The organism is Calothrix sp. CCY 0018 (assembly GCF_963920925.1).
In the GTDB taxonomy this organism is placed as follows: domain Bacteria; phylum Cyanobacteriota; class Cyanobacteriia; order Cyanobacteriales; family Nostocaceae; genus Rivularia.
The window spans coordinates 108,999-122,249 of sequence record NZ_CAWUDI010000025.1 but is presented as its reverse complement, the minus strand read 5'-3'; the positions used below and the strand labels follow the sequence as shown (position 1 = coordinate 122,249).

The window sequence follows — 13,251 nt, the reverse complement described above, 5'->3', positions numbered from 1 at the left end:
TAGCGCTTCAGCGCATCTGAAATCCGGATGCGCTGAAGCGCTACTACGAACGAACCTTCATTTACCCGGCAATTTTAATGTGGTGGGATACTATTGGCAAAATCTAAAGTAAATATAAATTTCTGTTGTCATACCCTGACTTAAATCAAAAAGTGTTACAGTAGATACAGAAATAAAATGATTCGTTCACCTTTGTTTGGAGTTAACAATCAATGCTTAGTTAACTGCAATTAAAAGACGGAAGTAGGAAAATAGCCGAAGGAACGCGCCTCACTTTGTTTAACGTTTAGGATATAGAGGCAAGGAAATATTATGAAACTTATTTATCGCGGAATTGAATATGAATACGCTCCTGAAACAGTGGAAGTAACTACTGAAGGAGTCTGTGGAAAGTATCGGGGTGCAGAATGGAAGTGTCATTACTCCAAGCATATTCCCATAACTCACCATGCTGCTGAATTAAAGTATCGGGGTGCCAGTTATTATTCTGGGAATCCTCAAGAAGTAGAAGAATTGAAACAGCGCAAAAAGTTAGATTTTATTTTTGCTAAAGACAATCAAACATTTTTTAGCAATCAACCTAATAATGAATTAGCAAGAATTCATCTCGCAAATTTACAGCGTAGCGTACAACGTCGTTTGGAAGTTGCAAAGCAAAATGGAGATGAAAACCTGGTTCGTAAATTAGAAGAAGAAGCGAATCAGTTATCTAGTTAACAATTATCAATTATCAGTTGATGATTGATTAAACTAATATTGAGTTGTTAGGTGATAATTAAGAAACCCGGTTTTTTAGAAAAACCGGGTTTCTGTCAATTAAATATACAAATATTAACGTTGATTTCTCTTCTAATTTAGAGGTGCGTTAGGCTAAAGCCGTAACACACGCTATAAACTGATAGCTGATAGCTGATAACTGATAGCTGATAGCTGATAGCTTATAACTGATAACTGATAGCTGATAGCTGATAGCTGATAGCTGATAGCTTATAACTGTTCATTGTCTATTAAGCCAAACACCTCTAAGCCCAGCAGATTTCGCACCTTCATAGTCTTCCTTAACGCTATCGCCGATGTGCCATGCAGCTTCTGGTAGACAGTTGTGTTTTTCGAGCGCGATCGCAAATATTTTTTGGTTGGGTTTAGCTGCACCAGATTGGGTAGAAATGGTGATAGTACGAAAATAGTCTCTTAATTCTAAAGATTGTAAAACTGAGAAAATTCGGGAATCGAAGTTGGATAATATGCCTAATTCGATTCCTTTATTTTGCCAATTTTTTAAAGCATTGAGGACATCGGGATAAACAAACCAAGGATCGCCCGTGCCAAAGTGGATGTAGACTTCGCTGAAGAAAGCCGAAAAATCATCGAATTTGTGTAAAACACCAGCTTGTTCAAAGGTGGTTTGAGTTATGCGATGCCACCATGCAAACTCGCGCTGTGGAATATCTTGTTCTTGCGCGTTAGGAAAAACTGGGGGTGGTGAAGCTTTAAAACTTTGAAAAAAGGTTTGATTCAAAGTAGCTGGTGATATTTCCACCCCAAATTCTTGGGCAATTTGACTATAAACTTCACCAACACTACCTCTAATACCAAAGAGTGTTCCTACGGCATCTAAAAAAATGACTTTCGGCTGTTTCATCCACCTTTCACAATTTTGGATTTTAGATTTTGGATTTTAGATTTTAACAACGGATGTTTTTGTTTTGGATTAGGAATACTTTGCGGAGTTAGGATTGTAGAGACGTAGCAGTGCTACGTCTGTTATTGAGTTAGGAGTTAAGAATTAAGAATATTAATTTCTCCTTGTCCCCTTGTCTCCCCATCTCCCTATCCCCCAATCTCCCCATTTACGACGAGAGTGCTTCTATAATAGGACGAGTTAGCCAGTTAAAACCAACTTTTAGTTTATGTTCTAAAGTTGGGAGACGGTAAAGATAAGCAGCACGACGGGCGACATATCCGAACGTTCCTTCCATTTTCATACCTAAGCCTGTAAGCGTCGCGTTGTCAACTCCTAGTGACATAAATTCACCTAAATGCTGGTAGCGGAAGGGAAGCAAAGGACGATTAGTAAGACTAGCCCAAATATTCCAACCAACATAATCAGCTTGCTGGAAAGCTGCTTGTGCAGTTATCGGTACTTGTTTTCCTTCTGCATCAAAGGTTTCTGCTGAATCACCCAAAGCGAAGATATTGGGATTATCCACTACCTGTAAAGTTGATGTGGTAATAATTTTTCCTTGTTTATTATGTTTTATAGGAAGATTTTCCACTAAAGGAGTAACCTTTGTTCCTACAGTCCAAATTACTAAATCTACAGGAATTTCATCTACTACGCCTTTGTATTCTAAAGAAATAGTATCGGCAGCGATAGATTCAACTTTCGTTTCCAAATCAACCCAAACACCTCGTTCATCTAAAGCTTTCTTTGCAGCTTCGCGATTAAACTCTGGAGAATTGCGGAGAATTTCACTAGCCATTTCCACTAATCGGAAACGTCCTCTTTCCCCAAGTCTGTCAGATAATTTGCAGGCTAATTCAACACCACTGTAGCCGCCACCAACAATTGCAACTCGAATTTTTTCTTGATCGGATTCTTCAAGTATCCGCAATTTATCTTCTAAAGCATAAGCATCATCAAGAGTACGGAAAGCACGAGCATGAGACATAGCTCCAGGTACCATAGTTAATGGTGTTTCTCCACCCATAGCTAATACTAAACGATCATAAGAAATTTCCGGGCCATTTAGTAACTCTACTCGTTTCTCGTCAGTATCAATACCGGATACCGTTTCTTGATAGAAGCGTATGCCAGTATTTTGTAGCAAATCCTGATAAAGAGGAGCAACTTCCCAACTTTCCATTTCTCCCGTAAGCAATTCATACAAAAGCGGTGAAAATAAAAAGCGATCGTTTTTGTCAATCAGAACAATTTCCGGTTTCTCGGACTCTTTCCAATTCAGTTTAACTAAACGTAAAGCGGTGTAAAGTCCACCAAAGCCACCACCAAGAATACAAATTCGATTTTTTTCGGTCATCGGTTTTATAGCAAAGCAAGTTAAGGGGAGTACCTTTAGTGTAATTATTTGTGCCTGAGTTGTGCCATTAACCAAGAATTACTCTTTTCCCGTTTTCATCTTCTAAGTGCATAAGTTGATGAAACCCAAACCTATAAATAAGCAAGGAACTTTGGGTTTTTTTCAATATCAGTTTAATAAACAGTAGACTTCTCCGGAAATAAGAAAGACCCCTCTCCAAACCTCTCCCCCACAGGGAGAGAGGCTTTATTGCCCCCCTTCCCATGTCCTCGGGACACGCTGCGCGAACACAGGGAAGGGGCTGGGGGGTTAGGTCTGCATCTAAATGTTTTCCGGAGATGTCTTTTATAAATTAGTAAGTCCCAATCTTATATTTTAGTAATATGAGTAGAAGCTTGAGAACCCCAAAAGCTGAAATGATAAACAGAAGTTGCAGCTAACTACGGTGATATCAAATCAAATCGTAATGAATTACCAAGATTTTCAAATATTAGTTGATAAAAATCATCATATTCGCGCTTCTTCAGAACAAGGTGAGGTTTCGGGTGAATTAAGTTGGTCAATAAATCAAATTAAACTGAGCTTACAATTAATTGACTCTGGACAAACAAATACCGAATTGCTCAAAGAGTTAGGAAGTAAACTTTACCAAGCACTATTTCCCGATAAAATTAACGCTCGATTCCACGCGACTATAGCAGCCGCGCAAGCGAATCAAGAAAATGTCCGTTTGCGCTTAGTATTTGCATCTCCCGAATTAGCAGCTCTCCCCTGGGAATTTCTCTACGACGAAGATACCAACACCTTTTTAGCAAACAACACCGAAACAGTTCTTTCTCGCTATGTTGATGTTCCCTCACTAAAGCGCGATATCAAAGCCGCTAGTTTACCGCTCAAAGTTTTATTAGTCATCTCAACTCCCCCTGATTTAGCTTCATTAGACGCTGTTGGTGAAGAAAAACTAATCCGCGATGCACTAGGGAAGCACATAGAAGCTGGTGGAATTGAGTTAGATATTTTACAAGCTGCTACTATCCAAAATATTAACCAAAAGCTCCGAGAAAAGCCTTACAATGTCTTCCACTTTATCGGTCATGGTGTATTCAAAAATAATCAAGGCTTTATTGCTCTTGTAGATAATAATGATAAATCCAAATTGTTGGATGATGAGAGGTTCGCTAATTTCTTTTTAGGCGATCGCAATATTAGTTTGGTTATTCTCAATTCCTGCCAAGGTGCGACGGTATCTTCAAATCAAGCCTTTGCGGGTACAGCACCAAATTTGGTACGTCGAGGAATTCCCGCAGTAGTAGCCATGCAATATTCCATTTTGGATAATACTGCCAAGCTGTTCGCTTCGGAGTTTTACCGTACTTTAGCCCTTGGTTATCCGGTTGATGCAGCTATTCAAACAACCCGCAATGCTATTTCGATGGAAGTCGGACTTGATAAGCGGGATTTTGCCACACCAGTACTTTATATGCGAGCGAAAGATGGAATTATTTTGGATGTAAAAAACCGCAGAGAGGCTGTAGACGCAAGAAGTGCGGCTTCTTGCAGAGAGAGCGCAGAGGCAAGAGATGAAGAGAGATTGCGGGAAGGGAGTAATATTTGTATGCAGTCGTTGGAATATCCTGATGGTGCTGTAGCGCTTGATTCTCCTTTTTATCTAGAACGGAATGGGATTGAGTCTCTTTGTTATCAAACTTTAGAAAAACCTGCTGCCTTAATTCGGATTAAAGCACCAAAGTTAATGGGTAAAACTTCTCTGACAAGACGGATTGTTGATCGGGGAGTCAAGCAGAATTATCAAGCAGTTTATTTGGATTTGGGTGGTGTTAATAAAGAAGTAATTACCAATCTGGATAATTTCCTCAGATGGTTGTGTAGCAAAGTTTCCTTGGAGCTTGAACTTGAGAATCAAGTTGATAATGCTTGGAATACAGCGTTTTTAGGCAGTAATGACAACTGTACTAATTATTTTAAAAAGTACATATTAAAACAAATTAATTCTCCTTTAGTATTAGTTTTAGATGAAGTCGATAGATTATTTCCTTATAGCGAAATCGTAGAAGATTTCTTAGGAATGCTGCGCTCTTGGCATGAAAAAGGCAAGATTGATCAAGTTTGGAAACAACTGCGGTTGGTGTTAGCTCATTCTACCGAAGTTTATATTCCTTTGGATTACCATCAATCACCCTTTAATGCAGGTGTACCCGTAGAATTAGAAGAGTTTAATCAGCAGCAGGTAGAAGATTTAGCCACAAAACATGGTATTAATTCCCAAGATAGTTTGCTCGAAGAGTTAAGGAGAATGTTAGGAGGACATCCCTATCTTTTACGGTTGGCGATGTATGATATTGCAGCAGGAAAGACAACTTTCCCAGATTTATTACAGTCAGCAACTACAGAAGCCGGAATTTATCGCAATCACCTGCGTTATTTATTAGATATATTACGTTCAGCACCGGATTTAGTAAAAGCTTTGCAACGAGTAGTTAACTCAACTGCGGGAGTGGAATTAGATTCTATGGAAATTTATAAATTACACAGTTTAGGGCTGGTGATTCGTGAAAATAATCACGTTACACCCCGCTGTCAGCTATATCGCGATTATTTTAGTCGGGTGTTGTGAGGAATTTTACTTATTGCAACATTCTCAACACCGCCTTGGAATAAATTCATACAACTTTTATGTCGGTAACAAGCATAATCTTTCTCCCTCACCCCGCCTTAACGGGCACCCCTCTCCCAAGCTTGGGAGAGGGGAAGGGGGAGAGGGCAATATATAAGGGGCAAACACGTTTTTTGCATGATTTTTTATCCCCTCAAAATGCACAAAGTCAACACCTAACCCCCAGCCCCTTCCCTACTAGGGAAGGGGAGTAAGAATAAGAATTTAAGCCTCTCTCCTTGCAGGAGAGAGGTTTGGAGAGAGGTCAAAACTATATTGCATCAAGCGTGAAAACCGCTAAAAACCGGACATGATATTACCTAAGTAACTGTAACAATGACAGCCACCAATTCCAACTTCTACCAAATAGGTGCCAGTCTCCCGGTTGACGCTCCCAGTTACGTCAAGCGACAAGCGGATGAGGAGTTTTACCAAAAGTTGCAAGCTGGTAAATTTTGTTACGTCCTCAACTCCCGGCAGATGGGTAAGTCTAGCTTGCGGGTACAGACTATGCAGCGGTTACAAGAACAAGGTACTGTTTGTGCTGCAATTGATTTGACGGGAATTGGTAAGGTAAGTCAACAACAGTGGTACGGGGGAATTGTTTACAACTTATCAGAAAGCTGTCAATTAGAAGATAAATTTGATTTTGATTGGCAGGAATGGTGGAAGAAACATCAAACTATTCTTTCACCAGTGCAATGTTTGAATCTATTTATTGAAAAGGTTTTATTAGCAAAGATTCAGCAACCAATAGTCATTTTTGTGGATGAAATTGACAAGGTGCTAAGTCAAGATTTCTCCTTAGATGATTTTTTTGCATTAATTCGCTTCTTCCAGAATCAACGGGTTGATAATCCCATTTTTCAACGGTTAACTTTTGCTTTATTGGGCGTAGCAACTCCCGGTGATTTGATTCAGAATAAAACCCAAACCCCTTTTAATATTGGGGAAGCAATAGAATTACATGGTTTTCAAATTAATGAAGTTGAACCGTTAATTAAAGGATTGGAAGGAAGATTTAATCATCCCCAAGAGGTAATATCTGAAATTCTCGATTGGACGGGAGGACAACCATTTCTTACTCAAAAGTTGTGTAAGTTTATGGTGGAAGAATCAGCCGCTTCGCGGAAGTCAAAAGTAGATAAAGATTATTCTGTTTTGGTAAGGGAGGTGGTAAATAAGCGGATTATTGAAAATTGGGAATCCCAGGATGATCCGGAACATTTACGAACTATCAGGGATAGAATTCTTTCCTCGGAGCAACGAGCAGGATATTTGTTGGAATTGTACCAGCAGATTCAACAACAGGGAGAAGTCGCTGCTAATAAGAATCTTGAATCTAGTGAATTAAGATTATCTGGTTTAGTTGTCCAAAGAGAAGGTAAGTTAAGAGTTTATAATCGAGTTTATCAACAGGTTTTTAATCAAAATTGGGTTGAAAATCAATTAAATAATTTGCGTCCTTATTCGGAAGCTTTTCGTGCTTGGATTGCTTCTGGTTATAGCGATGAATCTCGACTTTTACAGGGAAAGGCTTTAGAAAGTGCAGATAAATGGGCAAAGGATAAGGATTTAAGTTATCAAGATAAACAGTTTTTAGCAGCTAGTAGAGAGAAGGAAATAGCTGTTAGGAATAAAGAAGCGGAATTAGAAAGGGAGAGGAAGGATAGGGAAGCAGTAGAGCAGAGAAATCTGGTATTGAGTGAAGCGAATAAAAAAGCTAAACGACGGATTCGGAATGGGACTGTTGTGTTAGTTTTAGCTGTATTGGGAGCAGTTAGTTTAGGGGTATTTGGAGCAAGGGAAGGAAGTAAAGCATTTCAAGCGCAAGAAATGTTTAAAGATGCTAATACAAAAGCCGAAGAAGCAAATAAAAAGTTTGAAGATGCTAATACCAAAGCTAAAGAAGAAGGGAAGAAAGTTTTAGCTTTTCAACAGCAAACTCAAAAATTACAAACAATTGCTAAGGCAGAACAAAAAAAAGCGAATGATGCTAATCAGAAAGCTATAGCAGCAACAGAAAAAGCTCAAAATGCACAAAAATCTGCTAATGATGCTAATAAAAAAGTCATAGAAGCTAAAGAACAAGCTGGAGTTGAACAACGTAAAGCTCAACAAGCACAAAAAAATGCTGATGATGCTGAGCAACAAGCAAAAGTAGCTCAAAAACAAGCTGAAGCTGAGCAACTTAACGCTAAACAAGCAAAAAAAATTGCTAATGATGCTGAGCAACAAGCAAAAGTAGCAAAGGAAGAAGCACAAAGGTTAGAAAAACAGCTTGCTTCGGCACAGAAAGATGTTGAAACTGTCCAAGAACTATCTAAACTAGCCGGAGAGTTACGCAATGAAAATCTTACAGCCGAGTCAGATGAAGCTTTAAGACAAGCTGGTTTATCCTTTAGAGTAGATGAACATCACCTCAAACAAGCAATGTTATTTGCTTCTATGTCCCAAGCTTATCAAAGCCTTGTAAAAGAACAAGGCGAAACAAAGGAACAAAAAGATAAAAATCTTGAATATCAAAAATTAGCCAAAGCAAAGATTAAGGAAAGTCTGGAATATTTAAACAAACAAGGAAATAATACTACTTCTCTGGGATTACAAATCAAAGTATTGGTGAAAGGTAATCAAGGAAAATTACTAGCAGAAAAATCAAAACAACGAGCAATAAACGCTTATACAGAAGCATATAAAACTCTCAAAAATCATCGTGAGGAAACAAACCCTTTTGAAAAGGATAAAATTCTGACAACAGAAGATATTGAATCAGTTCATCGAGGATTACTTGAGTTACAGCCAAATCGCGATCAAGAGGTTTGGAATTCTCTCAAAGAACACTTTTATACCAGACTAGAAAACTCTTTGAAATCAAAAGATTGGGGAGTCGCCGATTTAACAACTGATAGACTGATGCTCTTTATTGCTAATAGAGAAGAAGAAAGATATCTCGATATCCCACAAATTGAGAAATTCTCCTGCTCGGAACTGAAAAAAATGGATAACTTATGGGTAAATAATTCCAATAGAAATTTTGGTTTCAGCGTGCAAAAGGAAATTTGGGTTAAGACAGGAAATAGATTGGGTGTTAATCTAAAAGATTGGAATGACTCGGATACTAAAAATCCTTTGCGCTTCGCGAGCGCAGTAGGGTGGTATAATGACGAAAACAGATATGACGGTTTTGTGGAGTGGCGAGACTACATAAAGACAGTTCGAGATGACCCGTTAAGCCCAGAGGTGAGAGGTGGGCTACCTCGGGTTTTAGAGGCTCATAAAGGTTTAGTATCCTCTCTTGTAGGAGCGGATAAAGAGCGGAGGGTTACTCTCTTTTCTCGCGCTGCGATTTGTAAACTGTAACATATAAGCGTCTCAGTTCTTTATAAAGATTTATTTCTAAAGAAATTTCTACGAGTTCATAGGCTTTTCAAGAATCCGATATCTGGCACCGCCAGAAGGTCAAAGGTTAAAGGTCAAAAGTCAAAATTATTAAACTTGTGACTCAATTGCTCAAGCATCATCGAAAAACTGAGCCGCAATTTTGGGGTCATAACAATTAGCCATCACAAATTTTTCCGCTACCTGGCTCACTTCGCTATCTACAACTTCCCAATCGTCCCAAGGAAGCCGCATTTGTCCTGGTGATGTTTTATTCTTCCTCTTACCCTTCGCTACTTTTGGCAGCAACTTACTTCCCCAGTGATAGGATTTTTCTGGTTTGGGTTTTGGCTTGTACTTTTTGCAAAATCCCCGATACCTCGCTGCACATTCTTCCAGGGATTTACCCAATGATAAAAAAGCTGGATGCCATTGAGTAATACCATTATTCGTCAATCTATCGTGAGTGCCGTAATTTGAAAAATCGTAGAACAAACCTTGTTGCATTCCAGCAGCTTTGGGGTTGGCAACCGGAATGCACCATTCTAGCGTTTTGCCTACTTTTCCGCCTTGAAATAAATTTCCAGGCTCATAAACGAAGTACGTTAAAACGTACTGTTAGCGCAGCGTGTCCGTAGGACATAACCCTCTCCCAGTCTGATTTATCAGACTTTGTTTATTAGCCTTGGAATTGATTCCAAGGCGGTAGGTTGACGACATTCATGACGGGTTAATTTGAATTCACGATTATTACAGCGAGTGGTAATGTGGTAGCAGTATCCGGGTTTAATATCGCGGGGTTTTCTGGACATGAGTCAAGACCAAAAACTTAACACAGTGCAACGTTTGGAGACTTTATTACTAGATGGCTTAAATTCTGGAATTGCAACACCGTTAACCGAGCAAAATTGGAATTATATTCGTCAAGCGGTGCGGTTGAAAGTTCAAGGTATCTGAAATCTTGCATTATTGTCATTAAGCGCCACTTCCCACCTTGAAATGAATTTCAAGGCTGATAAACAAAGTACGTTAAAACGTACTAAAACCCTTTCCCAGTCTGATTTATCTGACTTTGCCTATTAGCCTGGGAATTTATTCCAAGGCGATTATGAGAGCTTTATTGATAAATTGAGAACGGCGCAAGATGTGAAAAACATTCAACATATAAATAAAAAACCTCCGCGAGCCTCCGCGTTAACCTCCGCACTCCTCTGCGTTTCAAAAACTCACCCTCTCCTCCAACTTCACCCGCATCTTACCCCCAATCCCCTTCACTCTCTCCAAATCCTGCAAAGAATCAAAACGCTTCTCTCCACGCGCTATAACAATCCGCTCCGCTAACTTCTTACCAACCCCAGGAAGCGTTACCAATTCTTCCACCGTAGCTGTATTTACATTAATAATTACTTTTTCTGCAAAAGTAGAAGGCGCTTTTATTTCCCCACATTCTTTTTCTTCCTGCTTAAATTTCTTCTCAATTCTTCCAGGTATATCAAATTCAGCATTTACATAAAGTCTTTCAAATTCCCTCGCATAATGAGCGGCTACTTTGGGATTTTCAATTACTAAAACAGTTTCATCGTTTCCTATATTTGCTGCTTCCGTCCAATTATGTGAACCTGCAATAACTGTCTTTTGATCGATGACGGCGTATTTATGATGCAATAAATCACCGCTAGTTAATAAAGGTATGCCTGTAGTGTTAATTGGATTTCGCCAAGGTTGATTATTGAGTTCGTATTTACAATTATTGCTCAAAGCCATACCCGTCATATCCAAACCTTCGCTGTAGAAACGGTAAGCAAAATCTGGTTCTAATAAAGTTCTAATTTTCACGTTTTCTTCGTGACGTGTTTCGAGAATATTGCTCAAACGCTGGGCTGAAAATACAAATAATGCCGAATCAATAGAATTAGCTGCCGATTTTAATGTTTTACCAATTAACCCATTACTGCTTTCAATCCAAAGTTTTGTCGGAGAAGTAGGAGAAAAAGCAACGGTAACTTTGTTATTTCCAAAAGAAACTTCCTGGAAATCTCGTTGGGGTTTTTGCAAGCCGAATTTACTATCAAATTTACCTCCAACTCCATCACCCCACATGATGTTAAATTCTGTTGTAAAAATATCGGCTAATTCAACACTATCGATTTTGATTAAATTATTAACGTTGCCTAAACTATCGTAATTACTATAATCGCCGTGAATTCCCGATAAGGTAAAATTAGCCGAAGTTACAATTACAAAGCGATTATCTATAACAAGAAATTTATGATGCATCAAACCGCTACCTTTTGAACCGTCTGCGGTATCATCAATTAAAGATATTTTGGAATTTTGAATTATTTTTAAAGCATCTCGTGAATTTATTTCTTCTTCGGAAAGTTTACCGTCTTCGTTAATATCAACAAATTTTGTAAATTCTTGATATCGCTTGATTTCTCTGTCATTTAACTTGTTTAATTCTTGTGGTGTTAAATCGCTCCAAGCACGACTATAGTTATTTTCAAGAATGATTCTAACTTTAATTCCCGCTCGATGTTTTTTAGCTAATGCTTCTGCAACTAAAGGTAAACGCAATTCTTGTACTGCAATATCTATCGTAAATTCGGCTTGAGAAATTGCGTTAATAATTATTTCTTCTAAATTATCTCCCTTACGGATTTTCTCACGATAAGGTTCTTGATATTCAGAACTTTGAGAATGATTGAAGTAAACCTGTACTGATGAATCTTGCTCAAGTGGCTTTAATAATTTGTTGTTAGACTTTGCTTGCTGACAAGCGGTTAGAGGAAAAATTAGTAAAAATAAATAATATAAATATCTGTGGATAAAAAAACTGGGAACATTACATTTTTGTAAACTAGTAGTGCGATCGACTTGCTCGCTGACTAATTCACTAAAAATATTTTTCCAAATTCGAGATGCTTTTGATAAAATTTGCACGGTAATCTAGTCAAAGTAGATACTAAACGAACAAATTTATTTTTCCCAAAATCCATCGAAATAATTAGGTTGAAATCCCGTAATTAGAAAAAAAGACGTTGCACTGTGTACGCCGTCTCTACATTAGACATCTCCGGAAATGAAAAATACCTATACCTCTCTCCAAACCTCTCTCCTACTAGGAGAGAGGCTTTAAAACCCCCCTTCCCTCGTAGGGAAGGGGGACAGGGGGTTAGGTCAAAGTGTAAATTTAAAACTATATAATGTTTTCCGGAGATGTCTATTTATAAGTAATCAAGCATCAATCAATTTTCACTCTAAACCGAATAAAACCAAAATTATTACCAAGGGTGTGGTTGATAGTACCGAGATTCCCAATCACTGCACCCGTCGAATTATCTTGGTTGGGACAGAAATTATTAGCGGGAAGCTGAGTTCCTGGAGTAAAAAAGCTACCGTTATCTGCATCATCGTTATTAATATTAGCAGTAACTGTATTTGATAAATTCACAGATATACCGCTACCAGAACCACAGCGCAATATTTCTTTTTACAAAGAATCTAAACTACTTTAAAAATAAGATTCTAATAGTTGCATCAATTCATCAATACTCATAGCATTATTAGACACATAGCTATACGTAGTTTAATAGACTGTAAATACCTATTTTCTACTAGGATGAAAATTTTCTATTTACATAGCAATATTATATTATTCAAAAAGTCAAAAATTATAGCTGTATTTTTAACTATGGCTGAATGCATCTTCTTATACATTTGAGTAAAAACGTGCAAGCTTTTTTAACACACAAGAATTAGGTAAAGAATATTTTTATAGTTATATATCTAAGACTTACGCATAAATAACGTAAAATATAGTGTTCCAGACATTTCCGATCCAACCCGCCGCTCATTTGGAGGGCTTACGTAAGTCCGAATATCTTCAGAGAATCATTGTTAAAAAGTAATGAGGTAAAGCAATAATTGCTATTTCATTTCCGTGAAATTACAGTTTAATTAGTAAAAATTTTACAAAATTATTATTTACAGTGATGTTGAACAATATGGCGATTTGCAGGTAACAATTATTTTGTAACCATCAAATAACAAAACATAACATCATGAGGGGTTTAGCCCCCCCAGATCGCTTTTAGTATTATGACCTATAAATAGTTAAGAGAATATATGGATAATATTGATTGCTTAACCGACAAA

General features: G+C 38.0%; 9 protein-coding genes and 1 riboswitch. Of the genes, 4 read left to right on the top strand and 5 right to left on the bottom strand.

All coding sequences use genetic code 11. The features are described from left to right. Window positions 1–181: 181 nt before the first annotated feature. Window positions 182–270: riboswitch (Glutamine riboswitch) on the top strand. Between the two features lie 42 nt (window positions 271–312). Further along, window positions 313–717, top strand: a complete 405-nt coding sequence (locus ACM03V_RS19015) for a DUF4278 domain-containing protein (RefSeq protein WP_414622358.1) — start codon at window positions 313–315, stop codon at window positions 715–717. Window positions 718–997: 280 nt separating this feature from the next. Here the strand turns inward: ACM03V_RS19015 and ACM03V_RS19010 are convergent, their stop codons facing one another. Both ACM03V_RS19010 and ACM03V_RS19005 read right to left on the bottom strand, forming a co-directional pair. After that, window positions 998–1,642, bottom strand: coding sequence for an HAD-IA family hydrolase (locus tag ACM03V_RS19010; protein WP_414622357.1), 645 nt, complete (start codon window positions 1,640–1,642; stop codon window positions 998–1,000). A gap of 208 nt (window positions 1,643–1,850) precedes the next feature. Continuing rightward, window positions 1,851–3,041 (bottom strand): NAD(P)/FAD-dependent oxidoreductase, encoded by a 1,191-nt coding sequence (locus ACM03V_RS19005; RefSeq protein ID WP_414622356.1) that lies wholly within the window; start codon window positions 3,039–3,041, stop codon window positions 1,851–1,853. A gap of 466 nt (window positions 3,042–3,507) precedes the next feature. Here ACM03V_RS19005 and ACM03V_RS19000 point away from each other — a divergent pair, with 466 nt between their 5' ends. Beyond that, window positions 3,508–5,676 (top strand): AAA-like domain-containing protein, encoded by a 2,169-nt coding sequence (locus tag ACM03V_RS19000; RefSeq protein ID WP_414622355.1) that lies wholly within the window; start codon window positions 3,508–3,510, stop codon window positions 5,674–5,676. Window positions 5,677–6,051: 375 nt separating this feature from the next. Further along, entirely contained in the window at window positions 6,052–9,075 is a 3,024-nt protein-coding gene (locus ACM03V_RS18995) for an AAA-like domain-containing protein (protein ID WP_414622354.1), read from the top strand. Between the two features lie 150 nt (window positions 9,076–9,225). On the opposite strand, the gene ACM03V_RS18990 is transcribed toward ACM03V_RS18995, so the two are convergent. After that, window positions 9,226–9,600: a hypothetical protein gene (locus tag ACM03V_RS18990; RefSeq protein ID WP_414622353.1), complete on the bottom strand. Its 375-nt coding sequence runs from the start codon at window positions 9,598–9,600 to the stop codon at window positions 9,226–9,228. A 303-nt stretch (window positions 9,601–9,903) separates the two neighbouring features. Between ACM03V_RS18990 and ACM03V_RS18985 the strand changes: the two genes are divergently transcribed. Further along, the gene (locus tag ACM03V_RS18985) at window positions 9,904–10,050 is read left to right on the top strand and encodes a hypothetical protein (RefSeq protein ID WP_414622352.1); all 147 of its coding nucleotides are present in this window, start codon (window positions 9,904–9,906) and stop codon (window positions 10,048–10,050) included. A 261-nt stretch (window positions 10,051–10,311) separates the two neighbouring features. On the opposite strand, the gene ACM03V_RS18980 is transcribed toward ACM03V_RS18985, so the two are convergent. Both ACM03V_RS18980 and ACM03V_RS18975 read right to left on the bottom strand, forming a co-directional pair. Beyond that, complete coding sequence (locus ACM03V_RS18980) at window positions 10,312–11,922, bottom strand: phospholipase D-like domain-containing protein (protein ID WP_414622365.1); 1,611 nt, start codon at window positions 11,920–11,922, stop codon at window positions 10,312–10,314. 415 nt (window positions 11,923–12,337) lie between these two features. Next, complete coding sequence (locus ACM03V_RS18975; protein ID WP_414622351.1) at window positions 12,338–12,547, bottom strand: hypothetical protein; 210 nt, start codon at window positions 12,545–12,547, stop codon at window positions 12,338–12,340. Between the last annotated feature and the right edge of the window lie 704 nt (window positions 12,548–13,251).

Bases quoted from the DNA above. Each gene is read 5' to 3' on its own strand.
- ACM03V_RS19015 (WP_414622358.1), top strand. From the start codon at position 313: ATGAAACTTATTTATCGCGGAATTGAATATGAATACGCTCCTGAAACA.
- ACM03V_RS19010 (WP_414622357.1), bottom strand. From the start codon at position 1,642: ATGAAACAGCCGAAAGTCATTTTTTTAGATGCCGTAGGAACACTCTTT.
- ACM03V_RS18990 (WP_414622353.1), bottom strand. From the start codon at position 9,600: ATGCAACAAGGTTTGTTCTACGATTTTTCAAATTACGGCACTCACGAT.
- ACM03V_RS18995 (WP_414622354.1), top strand. From the start codon at position 6,052: ATGACAGCCACCAATTCCAACTTCTACCAAATAGGTGCCAGTCTCCCG.
- ACM03V_RS19000 (WP_414622355.1), top strand. From the start codon at position 3,508: ATGAATTACCAAGATTTTCAAATATTAGTTGATAAAAATCATCATATT.
- ACM03V_RS18985 (WP_414622352.1), top strand. From the start codon at position 9,904: ATGAGTCAAGACCAAAAACTTAACACAGTGCAACGTTTGGAGACTTTA.
- ACM03V_RS19005 (WP_414622356.1), bottom strand. From the start codon at position 3,041: ATGACCGAAAAAAATCGAATTTGTATTCTTGGTGGTGGCTTTGGTGGA.